General features: G+C 36.5%; 18 protein-coding genes. 5 read left to right on the top strand and 13 right to left on the bottom strand.

Going from position 1 to position 21,308, the window contains the following annotated elements:
* Positions 1-57 precede the first annotated feature (57 nt).
* From HNQ98_RS01215 to HNQ98_RS01205, 3 genes are all read right to left on the bottom strand, one after another.
* Positions 58-1,740, bottom strand: coding sequence for a glycoside hydrolase family 13 protein (locus HNQ98_RS01215; protein ID WP_135197509.1), 1,683 nt, complete (start codon positions 1,738-1,740; stop codon positions 58-60).
* Positions 1,741-1,764: 24 nt separating this feature from the next.
* Entirely contained in the window at positions 1,765-3,102 is a 1,338-nt protein-coding gene (locus HNQ98_RS01210) for an MFS transporter (RefSeq protein ID WP_135197510.1), read from the bottom strand.
* Between the two features lie 71 nt (positions 3,103-3,173).
* Positions 3,174-4,850: a glycoside hydrolase family 13 protein gene (locus tag HNQ98_RS01205; protein WP_184284888.1), complete on the bottom strand. Its 1,677-nt coding sequence runs from the start codon at positions 4,848-4,850 to the stop codon at positions 3,174-3,176.
* Positions 4,851-4,968: 118 nt separating this feature from the next.
* Between HNQ98_RS01205 and HNQ98_RS01200 the strand changes: the two genes are divergently transcribed.
* The gene (locus HNQ98_RS01200) at positions 4,969-5,967 is read left to right on the top strand and encodes a LacI family DNA-binding transcriptional regulator (RefSeq protein WP_135197512.1); all 999 of its coding nucleotides are present in this window, start codon (positions 4,969-4,971) and stop codon (positions 5,965-5,967) included.
* A gap of 66 nt (positions 5,968-6,033) precedes the next feature.
* On the opposite strand, the gene HNQ98_RS01195 is transcribed toward HNQ98_RS01200, so the two are convergent.
* On the bottom strand, positions 6,034-8,292 hold the full coding sequence (locus HNQ98_RS01195; RefSeq protein ID WP_135197513.1) for a glycoside hydrolase family 65 protein: 2,259 nt from the start codon (positions 8,290-8,292) through the stop codon (positions 6,034-6,036).
* Between the two features lie 335 nt (positions 8,293-8,627).
* Between HNQ98_RS01195 and HNQ98_RS01190 the strand changes: the two genes are divergently transcribed.
* Positions 8,628-9,266: a Vat family streptogramin A O-acetyltransferase gene (locus HNQ98_RS01190; protein ID WP_135197514.1), complete on the top strand. Its 639-nt coding sequence runs from the start codon at positions 8,628-8,630 to the stop codon at positions 9,264-9,266.
* Between the two features lie 203 nt (positions 9,267-9,469).
* Positions 9,470-9,604: a hypothetical protein gene (locus tag HNQ98_RS09205; protein ID WP_014974471.1), complete on the top strand. Its 135-nt coding sequence runs from the start codon at positions 9,470-9,472 to the stop codon at positions 9,602-9,604.
* 39 nt (positions 9,605-9,643) lie between these two features.
* On the opposite strand, the gene HNQ98_RS01185 is transcribed toward HNQ98_RS09205, so the two are convergent.
* The 4 genes from HNQ98_RS01185 to HNQ98_RS01170 all read right to left on the bottom strand — a co-directional run bounded on the left by HNQ98_RS01185 (position 9,644) and on the right by HNQ98_RS01170 (position 13,512).
* On the bottom strand, positions 9,644-10,246 hold the full coding sequence (locus HNQ98_RS01185) for a nitroreductase family protein (RefSeq protein WP_019040217.1): 603 nt from the start codon (positions 10,244-10,246) through the stop codon (positions 9,644-9,646).
* Positions 10,247-10,386: 140 nt separating this feature from the next.
* Positions 10,387-10,902, bottom strand: coding sequence for a GNAT family N-acetyltransferase (locus tag HNQ98_RS01180; protein WP_135197682.1), 516 nt, complete (start codon positions 10,900-10,902; stop codon positions 10,387-10,389).
* A 147-nt stretch (positions 10,903-11,049) separates the two neighbouring features.
* Complete coding sequence (locus tag HNQ98_RS01175; protein WP_135198151.1) at positions 11,050-12,252, bottom strand: aminotransferase class I/II-fold pyridoxal phosphate-dependent enzyme; 1,203 nt, start codon at positions 12,250-12,252, stop codon at positions 11,050-11,052.
* Positions 12,253-12,378: 126 nt separating this feature from the next.
* The gene (locus tag HNQ98_RS01170; RefSeq protein ID WP_135197516.1) at positions 12,379-13,512 is read right to left on the bottom strand and encodes a THUMP domain-containing class I SAM-dependent RNA methyltransferase; all 1,134 of its coding nucleotides are present in this window, start codon (positions 13,510-13,512) and stop codon (positions 12,379-12,381) included.
* Positions 13,513-13,570: 58 nt separating this feature from the next.
* On the opposite strand from HNQ98_RS01170, the gene HNQ98_RS01165 reads away from it, so the two are divergent.
* Positions 13,571-13,855, top strand: a complete 285-nt coding sequence (locus HNQ98_RS01165) for a hypothetical protein (RefSeq protein WP_041773155.1) — start codon at positions 13,571-13,573, stop codon at positions 13,853-13,855.
* Here HNQ98_RS01165 and HNQ98_RS01160 read toward each other — a convergent pair.
* The 5 genes from HNQ98_RS01160 to HNQ98_RS01140 all read right to left on the bottom strand — a co-directional run bounded on the left by HNQ98_RS01160 (position 13,847) and on the right by HNQ98_RS01140 (position 20,187).
* Positions 13,847-14,485: a DnaD domain-containing protein gene (locus HNQ98_RS01160; RefSeq protein WP_135197683.1), complete on the bottom strand. Its 639-nt coding sequence runs from the start codon at positions 14,483-14,485 to the stop codon at positions 13,847-13,849. The genes HNQ98_RS01165 and HNQ98_RS01160 overlap by 9 nt on opposite strands.
* Positions 14,486-14,601: 116 nt before the next feature.
* Positions 14,602-15,909, bottom strand: a complete 1,308-nt coding sequence (gene asnS, locus HNQ98_RS01155) for an asparagine--tRNA ligase (protein WP_135197517.1) — start codon at positions 15,907-15,909, stop codon at positions 14,602-14,604.
* 104 nt (positions 15,910-16,013) lie between these two features.
* Positions 16,014-17,195, bottom strand: coding sequence for a pyridoxal phosphate-dependent aminotransferase (locus HNQ98_RS01150; RefSeq protein ID WP_135197518.1), 1,182 nt, complete (start codon positions 17,193-17,195; stop codon positions 16,014-16,016).
* A 19-nt stretch (positions 17,196-17,214) separates the two neighbouring features.
* Positions 17,215-17,748, bottom strand: a complete 534-nt coding sequence (locus HNQ98_RS01145) for a cell wall elongation regulator TseB-like domain-containing protein (RefSeq protein WP_135197519.1) — start codon at positions 17,746-17,748, stop codon at positions 17,215-17,217.
* Positions 17,749-17,784: 36 nt separating this feature from the next.
* Positions 17,785-20,187 carry an exonuclease domain-containing protein gene (locus HNQ98_RS01140; RefSeq protein WP_135197520.1) on the bottom strand — a complete coding sequence of 801 codons (2,403 nt, stop codon included), beginning with the start codon at positions 20,185-20,187 and terminating at the stop codon, positions 17,785-17,787.
* Between the two features lie 153 nt (positions 20,188-20,340).
* Here HNQ98_RS01140 and mvk point away from each other — a divergent pair, with 153 nt between their 5' ends.
* Positions 20,341-21,273 carry a mevalonate kinase gene (gene mvk, locus HNQ98_RS01135; RefSeq protein ID WP_135197521.1) on the top strand — a complete coding sequence of 311 codons (933 nt, stop codon included), beginning with the start codon at positions 20,341-20,343 and terminating at the stop codon, positions 21,271-21,273.
* The last annotated feature ends 35 nt before the right edge of the window (positions 21,274-21,308 follow it).

Genomic DNA, 21,308 nt, shown 5'->3' with positions numbered 1-21,308 from the left:
CATATCTTTAACAGCGATCAAAGTCAAGTCAATTTTAATATTCACACGATGCCACTATTACTTCTTAAAAAGATAAACTTTGGCTTCGTATGGTCGTAGTGTCTCACCTTGATCATCAGAATAATTACTAATAATCAATTTAGCATCACTTGGTACATGGTATTCTCGCGTTAATTTTTGATCTGTGAAATTATTAATTACTAGTAATTGGTCTTTTTCGCCGACACGTCGGTAAGCATATACTTCAGCATCTTGCGCATCTAGCAACTCATAAATACCAGTTGTTATAATTGGCATATCATGACGTAAACGGATTAATTTTTGATAATAATAGAAAATAGAATTTTTATCCGCCAACGCTTCTTGGACATTGATACTGTCATAATTACTATTCAACTTCAACCAAGGTGTACCTGTTGTAAACCCAGCATTCTCTGAATCATCCCACTGCATGGGTGTTCTTGCATTATCACGCCCTTTAGCATGAACGTAATTAAGCATAGTATTTTCATCAACTAACTTAGTTTTCTCCACAAGATATTTAAAAGCTTGCTTAATTTCTACATCATCAAAATCCTCACGTTTGAGGTTATAAGCGTTAGTCATACCAATTTCTTCACCTTGATAAACGTACGGTGTGCCTTGAAGAAAATGAAGCAATGTGGCAACCATTTTTGCTGAAACAACGCGATATTCTGGCCTATCATCTCCGTATCGAGAAACTGCTCGTGGCTGATCATGATTATCCCAGTAAAGTGAGTTCCAGGCTTTACCAGCCAATTCATTTTGCCATTTTGATAAGTTTTCCTTCAAATCAACCAATGATACTTTTTTGTCATACCACTTACTTAATGCGGGATTTGGGTTATTATCTAATCCCATATGTTCAAATTGAAATACCATATTCAATTCAGAACCATCTGTATTAGCATATCGGACAGCATTAGTAATATCAACACCCGATGCCTCACCAACAGTCATCATATCAGCACGGTTTAAAACTTTTTGGCGCATTTCTTGAAGATAGTCATGGACGTGGGGACCGTTGGCTACTGCTTTATCTGAATTACCATATTCACCATTATTTGGTACTTCACCATCTGGCAAACCATCTGGTTTTGAAATTAATGAAATAACATCCATACGGAAGCCATCAATACCTTTATCTACCCAGAAGTTCATCATATCAAACACTGCTTGTCTAACTTCTGGATTGGCCCAATTTAAATCAGGTTGTCCCTCAACAAATAAATGGAGATAATATTGACCAGTCGCTTCATCAAATTTCCAAGCAGGGCCAGAGAAGAATGATCCCCAATTATTTGGTTCATGACCATCAACCGGATCACGCCAAATATAAAAATCACGCTTGTCATTATCTTTAGACGAACGGCTCTCAATAAACCACTGATGTTGATCAGAAGTGTGATTGACCACCAAATCCATTAATATTTTTAGACCTTTATCATGCGCTTTTTCTAATAAATCATCAAAATCAGCCATGGTTCCAAATTTTTGGTTAATATCTTCATAATCAGAAATATCATAACCATTGTCTTTGTCGGGTGAAGCGTAAATTGGATTTAACCAAATCACATCCGCGCCTAATTTTTGAATATAATCAAGCCGCTGTTCAATCCCTTTCAAATCTCCTATGCCATCACCATTTGCATCTTGAAATGATCTTGGATAAACCTGATATACAACTGCCTTTTGCCACCATTTAATGTTATTTGTCATAATTTCTAACCCCTTTTCTAAATTCTATTTTTCTTCCTTAACAATAAAGATCAAGCAACCACCTATCATTAAGAAAACACCAGCAATTGCAAGCATATGTGCCATTGACTTTCCTACTGCTGGGAAAATAGCAAAACTAGCAATTGAAGCAACAATTTGTGGTATACAGATAAAGCAATTAAACAAACCTAAATATACACCGTCATGCATACCGTTTAACGCGTTGGTTAAAATGGTAAATGGAATTGATATAATGGCGATCCAACCAATACCAATCAATACAAAACCAATAAATGAAGTCAAGTGTGTGTGCCCATAAGCCACAACTAAGAATCCTAAACCACCAGCGATAAGACTCAAGAAGAAAGCGCCTTTTCGTGTACTATTATTCAATTTTTGGAAAAAGAGACCAACAATAATAGCAACAATTGAATAAACAGCCTGTAAAATACCAAACCAGTTACCAGCTGCTTGATATCCAGCAGAAGCTGGGTCTGACACACCCCATATATTTTCAGATAAAGCACCTGTTGAGTACGTCCACATATAAGGAATACCAAACCAAATAAAGAATTCTACAATACCTAATGTCCAAAAAACTTTTGGTGCATGCTTCAAAATATCAAGTAACGATTCGTGCTTCTTATCTGCATTTGCAAAGCCATGATAATATGCCAAAGTTTCTGGGTCATACTCTTTAACATTTTTTAATGTGAAAATTGTTGATAAAAGCAAGATACCAGCTGCAACATAGAATGATATTTTTACAGAATCTGGCACAACACCACGTGCGGCAGTATTAGGCACCCCAAATGTTGTCAAAATGAAAGGGAACATAAAGGCAATCACACCACCTAAACTACCCCATATATTTTGCAAACTCCATGCCTTATCAGTTTGAGACTGATTCACCATGTCTGGAATGATCATTTTAAATGGCTGCATGGACACATTGGCTGATAAATCCATGAACAAAACTGTAACGGCACCAAACCAGAGTGCAGTAAGTGAACCATAACCAAAACCAAATGAACCAGTATTTGGCAATAGCAACAAAACAATTAATGAAACAAGACATCCACCTATCAAGTATGGTATTCGTCTGCCTAATTTTGGAATCCATGTTTTATCTGAAAACATACCAACAAGCGGTTGTGTGATCATACCGGCTAAAGGCGGTAGAATAAAGAAGAAACCAAGTTTCGTCGGATCTGTTCCTAACGTCTGAAAAATTCTTCCCATATTTCCAGTTTGCACTGAAAAAGCAACTTGTACACCAGCGTACCCAACAGTCATTAAAAATAGCTGCATACTGGTTAGTATCGGTAATTCTCTTCTATTTTGTGTTTTTATATCCACCATTATATTCTCCTTGACTAGTGCAAGTCCTCTAGTCTATTTAATAATTTTAGTAAGCGCTTACATTTAAACGTTTAAACATTCTCTAAATATACTTTAGATTCATATGGTCTTAGTAAATCACCGGCATCGTCTGCATAATTACTGATGAGTAATTCAGCCTGCTGACCTAATTGATAATGACGCGTCTGCTCTGTACTAGAAAAATTACTGACAATTAATAACTGCGATTCGCCATCAACACGTTTGTAAGCATAAACATCGTTATCCTCTAAATCCAAAACTTCATATCGCCCAGTTGTGATAATAGGTAGCTGTTGTCGTAAGGCAATAATTTTTTTATAAAAATGAAAGATTGAATGTTCATCTTCAAGCGATTGATTGACATTAATATGCCGATAATTTGGATTGACAGTTAACCATGGTTGCCCTGTTGTAAAACCAGCATTAACTGTGTTATCCCACTGCATCGGTGTACGTGCATTATCTCGAGAAGAATGATGTATAAATTGCATCATTCTTTCTGGCGTTACTCGCTTTTGGTCGACTACTAAATCTTGGTAAGCATGACGTGTATCGATATCTTGATAGTGATTAATTGATGATAAGGCGATATTGGTCATCCCAATTTCTTCACCTTGATAAATATAAGGTGTCCCCTGCATAAAATGCAGTGTCACTGCCAACATTTTGGCAGACTTTTCACGATATTCATCCGAATCGTTACCAAAACGTGATACCACACGTGGTCGATCATGATTATTCCAGTATAGACTATTCCATGCTTTCCCATCTAGCGCCGATTGCCATTTTGATAAAATCCGCTTCAAATCCACCAACTTGAAACGTTCATCGCTCCATTTACCTAATCCTTCGGGACTATTATCAATTTCAACATGCTCAAACTGGAAGACCATTTGTAATTCATTTGAATCTAACCCTGCATATTTTATTGCATCAGCTGTCGTGACATTAGGCGCTTCGCCCACAGTGATAACATCGTAATGCGACAATACTTGCTGATTCATCTCTTTTAAATAGTGATGGACATGCTGCCCATTTGCTACAAAATTCATTGATGAGGTATGATTGACCGCATCTACATTTGGATCATCAGGGAAATCAGAGTCTTTTGAAATAAGATTAATCACATCCATTCGGAAGCCATCAACACCTTTATTTAGCCACCACGTCATGGTAGCATAAATCTCATTTCTCAACACCGGATTATCCCAATTTAAATCTGGCTGTTTTTTAGAAAAGATGTGCAGATAATACTGTTCGGTCTGTTGATCATAGGTCCATGCTGACCCACCAAAATCAGACAGCCAATTATTAGGTTCATGACCATCGACTGGATCACGCCAAATATAGTAATCACGATAAGGATTATTTTTTGTTTTACGGCTTGCCTTAAACCAGTTGTGTTCGTCTGACGTATGATTAACCACTAAGTCCATCATGATCTTCAATCCCAATTGATGTGCAACTTGAAGCATCTCTTCAACATCAGTCATCGTACCAAATTCTGGTAATATTTTTTGATAGTCACTAATATCGTACCCATTATCATCATTTGGTGATTGATAAATGGGACTTAACCAAATCACTTGAATACCCAATTTTTTTAAATAGGGTAAATGTTGAATAATGCCAGGAATATCGCCGATGCCATCACCATTACTATCTTGAAAACTCCGTGGATAGATTTGGTAGACAACGGCTTCTTGCCACCATTTTATTTCTGTCATAAATTTCCCTCACATATATAGATTTAAAACAATAATAATTGCGTAAACGCTTACGCAATTATTATTGTAACCGTTTACATTATAATTGTCAACGGTTTTTATGTATAATAGATATATTATGACTGTTACTATAAAAGACATCGCAAAAAAAGCAAACCTCTCGCCAGCATCAGTTTCTCGCATTCTCAACAATCGCGGGCGTTTTAATGACGATACCGCTAAAAAAGTTCGTACTATAGCACAATCATTAGGCTATTTTAAAAATCAATCAGCAGCTGATTTATCTCAAAAGCAAAGCCGCGTGATTGGTGTTTTAATTCCGACAGCACACACCAACTTTGCTGATGAAATTATTAAAGGCATGCAAAATAAGGCTTATGAAAACGGCTACGAACTACTGATTACTTTCCTTGGCAATGACCATCAGCAGCAAATGCAAACAGTTAAAGCACTCCTATCACGTCAATTATTAGCTATCTTTATGTTGGCAGTCGACATTACTTTGCCAATTCATCAATTAATCAAAACCTCCAATATTCAAGTATTAAGTATTTCAAACCAATTAAATGATGGAATCCCATCAATATCCTCAGACAATTATGACATGATGTCGCAAATTGTGAATTATCTTTATGACCATGGGCACCGTCAGATGGCACTTATTGGCTCCTCAATGATTGAACCAGTGGTTGCTACAGTCAGGCGTCAAGGGTTTATTGATGCCTTAGCCAAACATAATATTAAGTATAATCCTGACTTCATTTGGGGTAATAACATCAGTTATGAATTAGGTCTCCAAACAATTCCACACTATGGGACACCGCTACCATTTACCGCTGTAATCAGTTCTGCTGATATTATTAGTATTGGTATTTTGAATGGCGCTAAAGATGCTGGCTTACAGGTTCCAAACGACTTATCAATTATATCTATTGACGGTACTGAATTAACACAACTAACACGACCTATCCTCACTAACGCCAAACAGAACTTTCAACTGATGGGTGAGCTAGCCATTACTGCTCTAATTAACAACCAACTTAGCACTAATACAGCTATTTACACAGATATTGAAATCATCGCTGGTCAAACAATACGCACACTAAAAGACTCGTAAACGACAGTTACGAGCCTTTTTTATTAGACCAATTCATATCATATAGCAAGTCAACAAATGACTGGCTTATTTGATCAAAGTAATATCCTGACCCAATAAGTCAATTACCAACGGTTCACCTGAAATTAAGTCAACGTGAGAACCTTGCCCATCAACTGATACCTCAAGAACGTGATTGCGAAACACCAAACGAAAAGCGTACTTAGTCCAGTTCTTTGGTAAGAATGGTTTCAAATGTAATTTATCATCACGTACACGCATGCCAGCAAATCCCTGCACAATAGCTAACCATGAACCTGTCATCGCGGTAATATGCAATCCATCAGAGGTGTCATTATTATAGTTATCTAAATCCAAACGTGCGGCACGTTCATACATTTCAACTGCCTTCTCTTCCATTTGCAAATCAGATGCCAAAATTGAATGAACAGATGGTGATAATGATGATTCGTGCACTGTCAATGGTTCATAAAATTCAAAATTATGACGTTTCTCTGCTTCTGTGAAAGCATCTGGGAAATAGAACATCGCATGCAATGTGTCAGATTGCTTGATATACGGTGAACGTAAGATACGATCCCATGACCAGTTTTGGTTGATTGGTCGAATATCTTGTGGCATCTCGGCAATTGGCGTCAAATCTTTGTCTAAAAAGGTATCGTGCTGCACAAAAATGTGCTTTTTACCTGTTTTGGTTTCAACATCAGCTTCAGGTAAATACATCTTGTCGACAATCTCCTGCCACTTAGCCAACTCGTCCGTTGTTAAAGCCAACTTAACTTTTTCATTATCATTAATTTCGGCATAGTGCTCAAGTGAGTATTGCAAAACCCATTTAGCCATCCAGTTCGTATAGAAATTGTTATTCACATTGTTTTCATACTCATTTGGACCGGTAACCCCGTGAATCATGTACTTATCATTGCGTGCTGAATAGTGCACACGATCAGCCCAGAATCGGGCAATGTTGTACAAAACTTGTGCCCCATCACCAGCCAACCATGAATGATCACCAGTAATATTAGTATAGTTATAAATGGCATAGGCAATGGTTGAGTTACGGTGAATTTCTTCAAACGTAATTTCCCACTCATTGTGTGACTCAATACCATCAAAGGTCACCATGGGATACAAAGCACCCTTTAAGCCTTGTTCTTTGGCATTATGGAAAGCCCCATCCAATTGGTCAAATCGATATTGAAGTAATGAACGTGTGACTGACGGATCAGAAACACCAAGGTAAACTGGAATAGCAAAGGCCTCTGTATCCCAATAAGTTGCACCGCCATATTTTTCACCAGTGAAACCTTTTGGTCCAATGTTTAAGCGTGGATCATTACCATAATAGGTTGAAAATAATTGGAATAAATTGAAACGAATGCCCTGTTGTGCTGCATCGTCTCCTTCAATTTGAACATCAGCTTTTTCCCATCGATTAGCCCATTCTTGCGCGTGAGCATTGTAGATGTCAGCGTATGATTTTTTGGCAATATCTACTGTTAATTTTTTACCTGTATCAATCACCTTGGCGAGCGTATCATAATCACGTGAAGTTGTGACGATCACGCGCTTTTCAAAGTTAACTAACCCCTGCTTTGGAACTTCAATATCAAATGTATCTGTTACTTCTTTTTCAGAGCGTGTCATATGATGATTTTCACCACCGAAAAAACTTTGTCGAGCGACTACTGTAAATTGCGGTACGCCAAATGTATTTGCAATCGTTTGGGTGGCAATAAATGATGAATCGACTTCATTACCCACATCCAAAATTTGCCAGAACTTCTCGTCATAGTTTGAATCTTCATTGACAACATCGGCATCAATACTAGCATCAAAATGAATTTTGTGCTTTTGACCATCGGAAGATGAGAATTCATAATGAATGTCAGCCAATTCCTTAATCACTGTTGACACTAAGCGCGTAATTTTGAACGTCACCCCAAATACTGTAAAAGTACGCTTCAAAACACCCACTTTCATATCCAAAGATATTTCAAAATCAGTAACATCATTTTTAGCTAAATCAACTTGATTGCCATCCACATGAATATCTGCTTTGACATAATTCAAGGCGTTGATAGCTTTACCAAAATAAAGTGGATACCCATTTTTCCACCAGCCTACACGTGTTTTGTCAGGAAACCAGACACCACCAATGTATATTCCTTGGTGTGTGTCACCTGAGTACACTTCTTCAAACATGCCACGCATGCCCATGTACTCATTACCCAAACTTGTTATTGATTCTTGAAGGCGCTTGTCTTTAGGATTTAAATCACGTGATGTGACTGTCCAAGGATTAACTTCAAAAATTCGTTTCATGACATTAGTTACCTCTTTCAATGATTGTAAGCGTTTACACTAAACATTATAATATACTTAATGACTAATTAAAATCATTTTATTTAATTATTTTAACCTTAATTTATTAATGAACTTAACTCTCTATCCTGAATTGCCTCACTAAAATACCACGCCTTTTTATTTTTATGCTTAGAGTAGGGATACTTTATTTGTCGTTTTCTGATAGCATCGGGTAAAGTTTTTCTGTCTATATACAATTTATGTGAAAAAAACACCACTACTTGATATATTGTTTAAATAATTATGGTAATATGTTTATAAAATATACTAACTTTAAAAAAGGAGTATTCATAATGCTTGAATTTCCAGATCCCAATAAAATTTATCCTGATGACAACGTCAAAAGCATTGTATTTTTAAAAAATGTTGTTACTAACCCTAATATTGAGGTCGGAGAATATACTTATTTCTCAGATAAAGAACCAGAAAAATTCGAAGAACATGTTACACATCACTATGATTTTATAAACGATAAATTAATTATCGGTAAATTTTGCTCAATTGGTGAAAATGTAGAATTTGTAATGAACGGTGCAAACCATCTTATGAAAGGTATAACATCTTACCCTTTTTATATTATGGGAGATGAATGGTCTAAACATGTTCCTCAAATTACCGACTTACCTAACAAAGGAAATACAATTATAGAAAATGATGTTTGGATCGGGCAAAATGTCACAATTTTACCAGGAGTACATATAGAAAATGGCGCTATCATAGGCGCTAACAGCGTGGTAGCTACAGATGTTTCAGCTTACTCAATTGTTGCTGGAAACCCTGCAAAGCAAATTCGGAAAAGATTTTCAAATCATATCATTAAACATTTGCAATCACTGGCTTGGTGGAATAAAGATGTTGAATGGATTTCTAAGAATATTGATTATTTAATGACGGGTACAATATCAGAAGAAAAAATAGATGAATTGAATTGAATTAATTCACCTATTTTTTTAGCAAGTAAATCCTTATTTCATTTTTTTATTTTTTTTCTTAGGTTTTTCAAAATTGATATGTCATTCTCTATTTATGCCATACGCCACTCAAATGAGCAATTCCTAGTAAAAAATATAACCATAATCATATGTATTTGATCAAATTAATGGTATAATTGAATTTCTAGATAAGGAGTTTTTAAATGGGACGATATCAAATTGATTTTAAACAAAAACAAGCCGATGCAAAATACAAATCAAATCAGCAAACACAGTTATCAAAAGCTGAAAAAGTTGCTGCATTAAAAAATAAATTTACACAGGAAAAAAGCAAGTGATGATCAATCATCACTTGCTTTTTCTATTCTTATAAAAAATTACTTAACTAACTTAAAACGATCATCGTCAGTCATATACTCTTTAATTGATGCTGGTTCTTCAATTGATCCAATATTTAACTGAGCACGTAATCGCCAATGAGCTGGTATATCAAATGCCTTAGCCACTGGTTCATCAATTAATGGATTATAATGTTGAATGTTGGCACCCAACCCAGCTTCCGTTACTGCTAACCATGTGGCATACTCTGCAATACCATGTCCTTGTTCAGACCAATCATAAAAATTTTCTGAATATAATGGGATATTTTCTTCAAATGTCTTAACAACATCGGTATCTGAGTAAAATAACACTGTTGCAACGCCAGCCTTAAAGCTATTCAGTTTCTCTAACGTATTTTGATACGCAGCTTCAGTCGGCACTTCAGATTTTAAACGATCGGCTGTAATATCCCACAATTGATCTTTCTTTTCACCAAATAAAACTACGGTACGTACTGTTTGATTATTAAAAGCAGTTGGTGCATGCTTAACCGCAGATTTAACTAATTCAAATAATTCTTCTGGTGTTTGTGAAACATTATCACCTAATACGTATATTGAGCGCCGTTTCTCTTGTAAATCTGTAAATGACATCATCATATTTTAGCCTCACTCAATGATCTACCCAACAAAGTTTGAATAGCTCTTTTAGTAATGGCCTTTCCTCCTAGTGATTAATTCATAATCAGTTGCTATAATTATCTTAACAGCTTACTTATAATAAGTAAATAGTTAACATATCATCTCAAAACTAATTGATAAGCCCATCGGAGATTATTAATCGCCTGTTTTTCGTCAACATGTATAATCCCTTGTTTACTAAAACCATTGGATTTAATAACACGCCTCATTGAAATATTTTCAGGATGTGTATCGATACGGAAGTCGTTTATTTGTAAAGTATTGAAATAAGTTAAAATAGCAGTCATAAATCGTTGTGACAGTTTTTGACCGCGGTAGTTCTCTGATAGGGCAAACCGATGGATAGTGGCATATTCGATAGATGCATTTAGCCATGCCCCTTCTTCGATGAAACGATAGGCTGGATCCTCGCCTATAATAACAGCAGCATAACCCGCGACATGATGATCAACAATTAATACAAAACCTTCAGAATTATCTATGTCTTTTTTAATGATTTCTTCATCAGGATAACCTGACTGCCACTGATCGATACCTTGCTTTTTTAAATACTTACGCGCACCATCAATAATATGTTTAATTTCAGACAAATCACTATTCTGCGCTCGACGCATATAAACTGTACTCATTCTTTGACTAGTTATGCTAACACAACTTTCCCTTCTATGTAAATAATTTATTTTAACACGTCAATAAAATAAATCAATCATTGTTTTAAAAAAATAAGTATTTACTCATGTTCCTTCATTTTTTATGAATCACTAGATCAATTGCTTATCACGAACTAAGGTTGTGTAGCTAATTAATCTTTTGACTGCTTCTTCAAGCATGGTCATTGAAGCAGCATAACTAATACGAATGTATCCTTCTCCGCCTGGCCCAAATCCTGAACCCGCAACAATTGCTAATTGTTGTTTCTCAACTAAATCATTTGCAAAAGCAATATCATCTTGTATCAAATCTTGAGGGATTTTGGCAAAAATATAAAATGCGCCACTAGGTGTCCCAACTTCAAAACCCAATTGACTCAGGCTCGTCACTAGAAAATCACGTCGGCGCTGGTATTCTAACGTCATTTCAACTGTATCTTGGAAGCTCTGCTGATTACTGAAAGCCTCTGTTGCCGCTGCCATGGCTGGGTTCGATGGTGTCATAATAATAAAACTATGTAATTTATTAAATTCTGTCATAAGAGCAGCCGGACCAGCTAAAATGCCAATTCGATACCCAGTCATTGCATGAGACTTGGATACCCCGTTGACAACAATTGTCTGTTCAGGTAAGAATTTAGCCATTGACACATGCGCACGATCATAACTCAATTCAGCATAGATTTCATCTGAAATCACTAAAATATTAGTCTCACGCAAAACATCGGCAAGCGCCTCTAATTCATCGGCAGTATACGTCACCCCTGTTGGATTCGATGGATTTGTCAAAATGATAGCCTTAATGTTATCATTTGCAGCGATAACATCCCGAAGCCTTTTAGGCGACAAAATAAAGCTGTCTTGAGAAACGTCAACAAACAGCGGTTTCCCACCATTAATACGTGCCATTTCAGCGTAGACAGGATAAGCAGGTGTTGGAATCATAACTTGATCACCTTGATTTAAAATAGCTGCTAAAATTGTGAATATGCCTTCTGTTGCACCAACTGTCGTTAATATTTCTGTTTCAGGTTCATAATTTAATCCATAGCGTTTGTTTAAAAAGAAGCTGGCTGCTTTCCGTAGTGCAATAGTTCCAGCTGACACTGAATAGTGGGAGTCATCTGCATCAATTGCATGCACTGCCGCCTGTTTAATGTGATCTGGAATTGCAAAATCAGGCTCCCCAATCGTCAACTTCAAAATGTTAGGCACATTACTCACCCGCTCACTAAATGTGTGAATTGGACTCGGTAATACGGTGGCTAAATTATCAGAAAAAATATCCAACAAACTTGTTTTAGCTTCAATCATGCACAACCTCTTTTCTATGATCATAAAATATTATTACCAAATTATAACATTTGTATTGATCGTAAAAATGCTCAGCAATGCACAAATGAAAAAATAACTCTTATGCATTATGCATAAGAGTTATTTTTACTTTACACGGCGACCCCAGTATTGAAAATAATCAACTCGCAAAGCACCATTATATAGTTTACGGCGTTTCGTTGCTTTTTCACCATAAAATGTTTCAAAATCCAAATCACTTGCTAAAATATACTTACTCCAACTTGGCAATTGCTGATATACAGCCCCCATTTGTTGATACAATTCACGTGCTGCATCTAATTCACCTAATCGTTCACCATAAGGTGGGTTAGATACTAGTACGCCATTAACTTTATCAGTTTGCCAATCCTTGGCTGCTAACTGCTTAAATATAATATCCTGACCTAAGCCGGCATGTTTAGCATTTTCAACAGCAATGTCAATCATGCTCTGATCAATATCAAATGCTTCAATATCTAATGTTCGATCATAATCAGCCTGCGCTTCAGCTTCATCTCTCACACTATCTGATAGTGACTTATCAAACCAGTCCATTTTTTCAATATCAAAATCACGAATTAAGCCGGGCGCAATATTGCGACCAATCAAAGCTGCTTCAATAGCAATTGTACCAGAACCCGTTGTTGGATCAACAAATGGGCGATCGGGATGCCAATTAGTTAACAAAACTAATGCAGCAGCAAAGTTTTCTTTTAATGGTGCACTTCCTTTTTCAACACGATAGCCACGTTTGAATAATGAAGGGCCAGTTGTATCAAGTGTTACAATCACGTGATCGTTTTCAAGCATGACTTCTAACTGTGCAAAATAACCATTTTCAGGTAAACGTGTACGAATATGGTAGGCATCTTGCAAGCGATTAACAATCGCTTTTTTAGTAATGGCTTGCACATCTGGCACACTAAATAATTCAGATTTTTTTGAACGTCCTGCCACTGGAAATTCGGAATCATAATTTAAGTAAGACTCCCAAGGTAATGCTTTGACCCCCTCAAATAAGTCGTCAAAAGTTTTGGCATCAAATTCACCAACAATTATTTTCACTCGGTCAGCAGTACGCAACCAAATATTAGCATTCAAAATATCACGCGCTGATCCATCAAAGCGGACACGATAATTTTCTACTTGGTGTTCATAGCCCAGTCGTTCGAGTTCTTTACCAACAAGTGATTCTAGGCCTGCTGCTGCAGTTGCCATTAAATGATATTTTTCTTCCATGAAATTTCCTTCTTAATCGAATATTTTAAACTATTCGTTTTTCCTATATACTATAATTATGAAACTAAATAATTTCGAAGAACTCACACAATATATGTCACCAGATAGTCTGATATACTGGCAAAAAGAGACCGAAATCCTTGCTATTTCTCAAATCAACTATGCTCCTGATCATTCTAATATACTGCTCGTTCCAGGACATTATGCGATGAGCTTATCACAACTAACAACACGGTTACGCGAAATGTCAAACAATACGCAACTATTTTCAGAAACCTGTCAACCAATCTTTGGTTTTCATCTTGATTTGACACACGACAAGCCATACATTATTTTAAAATAAATTATCGTAAGTATAAGTTACACCACGACGTTTTTGTTTGGCAAGTTGTGCCTGTGCAGGTGTACGAACATTATCTCGCTTCCAATTCACCAAAATTGTTTCAATGTACCTCAAACTACGCGCATTATTAGCAACAGCCTCTTGTATAGCTAATAACATCAGTTCAGGCTCAAAATGGTCTTGATCAAACCAATGCCCTATGGTTTGCATTTCCATTGGTGTTAATGGTCTGCCAAACTCCACCTCTATGGTTTGAAAAATTTCCCGACGTACAGACTTACCATCTGAAATCATTGACTGAGCAGCTACTTGCTGACCTTGTAGTAATTTCTCAACTAGTGGTGTGAAATCATACGTTTCTACTTGTTTACTCGTGGCAGAAATAACCATCAGTTCCCGCGTAATCAAGCTCTTTAAGCGAGTAATAACAGTACTTTCTGTCACATGTAACAGACTTGCTAAAACCTGTGGTGTCGCTGTGTCCCCTTGATTTTGAATACGCATAACTTGCAAGTAAAGTGCAAGATCATCATTATCCATTCCTATTTCTTGGTAGTGCAATAATAAATCGTTACTAATACTCGTATGTCCAGATTGAATATATTGCTGTACCCGCTTGTCTAATGTCATCATTCCACCAAATGTATTCATCAACCCGTTTGAAAAACGTCCAAGTTGTTCTTGGACGTTTTTACTCTATTTAAGTTTACCACGTTTTCATATTGTTCGTAGCCTTAGCCTAATCATTACGGACGTAATCGGTTAATCATACGTGGGAACGGTATGGCCTCACGTATATGTTCTTCACCTGTTACAAACGTAACCATACGTTCTAAACCAAGACCAAATCCTGAATGAGGAACTGAGCCATAACGTCTCAAATCCAAATACCATTCATATTCGGCCATATCTAGCTTCTGTTCTTCAATACGTGCCTTCAATAAGTCATAATTATCTTCACGTTCAGAACCACCAATAATTTCACCATAACCTTCTGGTGCTAATAAATCAGCTGAAATGACGATGTCATCTCTTGTAGGGTGGCGCTTCATATAAAATGCTTTAATTGCCTTCGGGTAGTTAATAATAAATACAGGTTTAGCGAAGTGATTTGCCAAAAATGTTTCTTCTGGTGAACCAAAATCTACACCCCATTCAACGTCAAAGTCATTATCTTGTAATAATTTAATGGCATCATCATAGCTCACACGTGGATAAGGCAGTTGTGTATACGATCGCAATAAATCTTTATCACGTTCAAGAATATCTAATTCTTGATCATTTTTCTCCAAAACCTTTTCGATCAAGAACGCAATATAACGTTCTTGCACAACCAAGCTTTCTTCTTGGTGTGTGAAAGCCATTTCTGGTTCAATCATCCAAAACTCTGTCAGATGACGACGTGTTTTAGACTTTTCAGCACGGAAAGCAGGACCAAAAGTAAATACTTTACCAAACGCCATAGCACCTGCCTCGGCATATAATTGCCCAGTTTGTGCCAAAAATGCAGACTCACCAAAATAATCTGTTTCAAATAAGTCAGTGGTTCCCTCGGCAGCTGATCCTGTTAAGAATGGTGCATCTAATTTGGTAAACCCTTCTTGATTGAAGAATTCATATGAAGCCGCAACTAATGTATTACGGATTTTAAGCGTCGCAAACGGCTTTAAATGACGTAAATACAAATGGCGTTCATCAAACAAGAAATCCGTGCCATGTTCTTTTGGTGTAATTGGATAATCATGACTTTCACCAATAATTTCAATATCTGAAACAGCCATCTCAAAACCAAATGACGATCTCGTATCCTCGTGAATTTCACCAGTAACGTACATACTTGTTTCTTGCTTCAAACCCTTTGAGCGCTCAAAAAGTTGTTCCGAAACATCGGCTTTTACGACTACTGCCTGAAAAAAAGCCGTACCGTCACGCAGTTGCAAGAAAGAAATCTTCCCAGAACCACGCTTTTGACGTAGCCAAGCGCCTATTTTAACCGTTTGTCCAACATATTTGCTGGCATCAATAATTTGAATTGTAGGTATTTCTTGTGACATGTTTGTGTAGTGTGCAAAAACATACAATAACTGATCTGCTATTAATTATTCACAATCAGCTGTGAATTGCTATATGCTTTTAACGCCTTTCTCCTATTTTTAAATTAAATATATTGTTTGAAAAAAATTGTTAGTCTTTGGATTGCTTCATCTAAAACAGCTTGATCTTTTGCATAACCCATGCGTAAGTAACCAGGCATTCCAAAACCTTCACCTGCTGGCAAAGCAACATGTGCTTCTTGTAAAATTTTGAGTGATAATTCATACGTGCTTGAAACGCCGGCAGCTGACAATATATTATCTGACACTTTGGGGAATAGATAAAATGCACCTTGTGGTTTAACTGCAACATGAAGTCCTGGTACGTTATTTAATAGATCAAATGTTGTATTTAACCTCTGCTCATAAGCCAACCGCATACTTTCAATAGCATCTTGTGGTCCCGTTAATGCAGCAATAGCTGCATATTGGGCTACTGCTGTAGGGTTTGAAGTTAAATGTCCAACAAGTTTATTCATGGCAGCAATGATTTCTGAACTAGCCAATGTCCAACCAATACGCCAACCGGTCATAGCGTAAGATTTTGAAACACCATCGACAATAATCATATGACTATTCTCTAGTTCCTGTAACTGTAATCCCGACGTGAATTGTGTTCCATTATAAACTAATTGACCATAAATTTCGTCTAAAATAACATAAGTATCACGTGTTTTAGCCCAGTCCAAAATATCAGTAATCTCATCCCTTGTATAAACAGCACCTGTTGGATTGGTAGGTGAATTGACAATAACAACTTTAATGGGGTCAGACACCATCTCCAAATCAGCTCGTGTGAGTTTCAAAGCTATATTATTTGCCTGAATAGTTTTTAGTTGCCCACCCGCCAATTTAATTTGCTCAACATAACTCACCCATAATGGTGCTGCTGAAACGACAACATCATTAGGATTGATTAATACTTGCATTAATGCATATAATGATAATTTTGCACCTGTTGTTACAACGACATTATTGCGTGCAATCACTGCATCATAGCGTCGCTTGACATCATCAACAATCGCTTGCTTTAATTCATCAAGACCACCTGCTGGTGTGTAAAAGCTGGTCTTATCAGCTTGAATAGCTGCAATAGCTGCAGTTGTAATGTTTTCAGGTGTCTGAAAATCAGATTCGCCAACACCAAGATTAATCACATCTATACCATCAGTTTGCATATCTTTAGCTAATTTACTCATTGCGAGTGTCGCAGCCGGGCTAATTCCTTGGGCTCTTTTTGAAATCATCTTTTCTCCTTATAATAGACTAAAGTCCCTTAATAACACGATAAGGCTTACCAGTTTTAAAATCTAAAGTCACATAGTTTAAGGTTTCGTTCTCACCTTTATAACTAACTTCCCAAACCAAAGCACGTTTATACTCACTAATGTTAACTGAATATATTTTTCTAGGCTTATAATTTTTGACAATAAGTCGTCGTATTTGGTCATTGCTCATACCATTACTGCGATTATGCATTGTGATACTATTATTTTTTGCATGAACAATGGCTACTTTTTCTTTGCCAGAACTTGTAGTCCCTATGACTGCATAAGTTGTTTGTTGACGATAATTGACATTAACTTTCTGCACAGTAGCAATGTCCGTTTTTTCTTTGACCAATCGCTGTAAACGATTTTCTTCATGACGCATTGGTGAAAGGGATAGGTAAGAATATCCTAGGCTAAGCGCCGCCAAAATGATACCGATGCCAACTAAAATAAACCAAATACGTGCCCAATGGACACGATCACGTTTCTTAGGTTGTCGTATTCGAATATCATCTTTAAATTGCATCATTATGTTGTACCTCCTACGACGTCCTATGTTATTATATCAAAAATTTTTAAAAATTTGGCTATAAGACTGGTTCATGTTCTGCTTTTCATTAAAATTGGGCATAATATTAATTTGCGATTTGAAACGATGACGCTGCATCGCATTTAATTGCGTAATTAACATAGCTGATTCATGCCGCTGCATTTGTGTTAATACTAAGGCTAACCTTGACACAGGTTGCCATACTGATTTTTCGGGTACAATAACAATTGCTGGTAATTCCTGATCACGTAACCACATCGTCATAAATATCTTAGGCGTCACAATCATAATATTGGCTTGCTCTGCATGACTTTGTCGCTGGATTTTTTCCAGATTACCTGTCACACCTTCAGCAATCACATTATAATTCGTGGTGACTGTGTGACGCAACTTTTGGTACCAATGATTCACTCTTGACTCGTCTGGTACAATCATTAATATCTCACCCTGACTATATTGCGTTATCGCTTGTAAGTGTATAATTGGTGAAGCTTTTTGCATTTGGATAACTTGCACAGGTTTTGTTTCATTATGAATAAACTCACGTTCAACCGTTATCTCTTTTGGCACATCGCGTAAAAACTCACTCACATCACTGTCTAAATATTCACTGACAATTAATAGTTTATGGATATGTTTGATGAATTTATCTTGATATATTTGATGATCTAAAATATCAAATGATATCGTGAATTCAATTTGATCAGCCAGTTGTTCTTTATTCACAGTATAAATCACGTCTTTTTGTTGTTGCAGCCGTTTAATTTTGACAAGTTGAACTTCCGCATCATGCCACGCTGTTGGTATAGAGACAAAACCAATTTTAATAATGTCACTTAAATGCATTAAAACAATCAAAAGACGTTCCGTACGCTTGAGATTCGCTACAGTGTTATTTGATTGGTGAATTTGCTTAATTATTTTCAAAGCCTCACTCACACCTTGTTTAATAAATAATCGCTGTTTGTGAGTTAGTCCAACTATTTCTCGATGAATCAGTTCTTTTAATGTTTGTTGAATTTCTGTTAACGGCAAGCCAACATGGAAATAATCTTTTAAATTTGACACAAACTGACTTGGTGTTTCCATCACGACAATCGGCCAATATTTTAACTGTCGATTCTGACGTAATTGTGTTGCTTGATTAAAATAGGTTTCAAAATTCATGATAAGTACATCAGCTTGTTTTGACTTAGCTTGTGCTCTTTTGAAATAAGTACTTTCTTCATCTCCACAAATCAATGGTACCATATCAATATTATTAGCACCTACTTGTATTTCATGAAGCAGTCCGGTGTTTGTCTGCGTCAACCACACCAATACACGTGCTTTAAAAATTTGTGTTTGATTCACGCCCTCATCGTTCACTAATAAGGTTGCAAAACGATTAATATCAATATATTTCTTGGCATCGTACAAAATAGCACTATTACATTTGATATCGAGTATTTTGGTTATTTTTTCTACCAGCGATAGTTGCTGAATTTGTAAACTTTCATCGTTGGTTAACAGTACAATCGGTCGTGATGCACGATTTAAAATTAGCGGTACAAGATATCCCAGTGTCTTTCCAATTTTAGGAGCTGTTAAAACAGTTAAAATGCCATCTGAACGTTTAGAAATAAATTGATTCACTCGATTCATCAGTTCATTTTGAGCCTCATTAGGCGTTAACCAGCGGCCAAAAAGCTGAAATTTTTGATGTACCGATGTCGGATACTGTGGTAATTTTTGATTTTCAACATTTGCAACTAGTATCTTCTTTTTGATGAACATACCATCAACGATTTCAAGATCAGAACGCTTATTCTTTGTTTTAATCAACCGTAAAAAATCTTGTGTCTGACGTAAAAGTGGCCAATTGCCTTGTTGTAATTGCTGTAGAACACTGTGTGGTAATTGCTCAGCATTATGCCATAACTTTAAAAATAATAATGCCGTTGCGTGTGCATCAGCATTCGCACGATGAGCATTGTTCAATGTAATGTGCAGATAAGTTGTTAAATCTAGTAGACGGTATCCTGGTGCAGTTGGTAATAAAATCTGAGCCAACTGCACGGTATCTATAGCCGATACCGTTAATAACGGAAATCCAGAACGTTCAAATTCGTCATTTAAGTACGGATAATCAAAATTAACATTATGGGCAATAATCACAGTATCTTTCAATAAATTTTGTAACAAGGGTGCTAACTCTTCAAAATACGGTGCATTTTGTACATCTTTTTGTGAAATATGCGTTAATTGTTGAATGTTACGATCAATTAAACGACCAGGATTAATAAAAGAATCAAAATGGTCAACAATCTTGCGATTCTTAATAAATGTCATACCTATTTGAATAATGCGTCCGCCCTTGGACACACTTTGCCCTGTTGTCTCCAAATCAACAACGACGAAGGTTTCATTGGCATTCATAAAAAAACACCTTTCCATAAGTTTTTTAAATTGTGATGTTAACTTTGCTGGCAATAATCAAATTTCAAGCAAAGTTAACATCACAATTCTCTTATTATTTTACACTATTTATTACTTTGCGGTACAATAGTATAGGATATTTGGAGAAAAAACATGATTAGTCAAACGATTGGTGTGGGTAAAGCCCATGCTAAAGTAATTTTAATCGGCGAACACGCCGTCGTCTATGGGCAACCTGCCATAGCTATCCCCTTAACTAACCTTACCGTAACTGCAACATTACGCCCCGCTTTTCGCGGACAAACCATTGAAAGTAGTAACTTTCATGGTGATCTAAGTGAACTAGGCGCAAATGTTGAAGGTTTACGACAGTTAATACTACGATTGCTAAATAAATTTCATCTTCAAGTCACGCCATTTACACTAACTATTGATACTAATATCCCACAAGAACGTGGATTTGGTGCTTCTGCAGCTTTTGCCACTGCAATAATTAAAGCTTTTTTTAATTATATGGATGAGTCATTGACAGCTGATGAGTTACGCTATTTCACCGACATTGAAGAAGGCATTTCTCACGGCTCAGCTTCTGGATTAGATGCTGCTACAGTTAGCTCCAATGATCCAATTTGGTTTGTTAAAAATGAGGAAATGACACCCTTTAGCATGTTACTAACCGGTACTTTAGTCATTGCTGATACTGGTATTCATGGTCAAACAATGCATGCCATTAGCATTGTAAAAAATCAGCTTGAAACAGACTATAATCGTACTTGGAATAAAATTGAACATCTAGGTCATATTGCTGAAAAAGTTCGGACTGATTTATCACAAAACAATCCAAAACACGCCGGTATGTTATTCACTGCAGCACATCATGAATTACAGTCATTAGGCGTTTCTCATCCTAAACTTGACAATCTCGTTAATGCTGCCATGCATGCCGGTGCCCTCGGTGCTAAATTAACTGGTGCCGGTATTGGTGGCGCGATGTTTGCTTTAGCTCAAAATAATAATGATGCAGTTACCATTGCCAATGCACTAACTAAATCTGGCGCTCAAAATACTTGGATTCAACCCCTATAAAAAACACGCACTTTTAAAACAGTGCGTGTTTTTTA

Source organism: Leuconostoc carnosum (assembly GCF_014207505.1).
In the GTDB taxonomy this organism is placed as follows: Bacteria; Bacillota; Bacilli; order Lactobacillales; family Lactobacillaceae; genus Leuconostoc; species Leuconostoc carnosum.
This window is presented reverse-complemented; position numbering and strand designations above follow the sequence as displayed.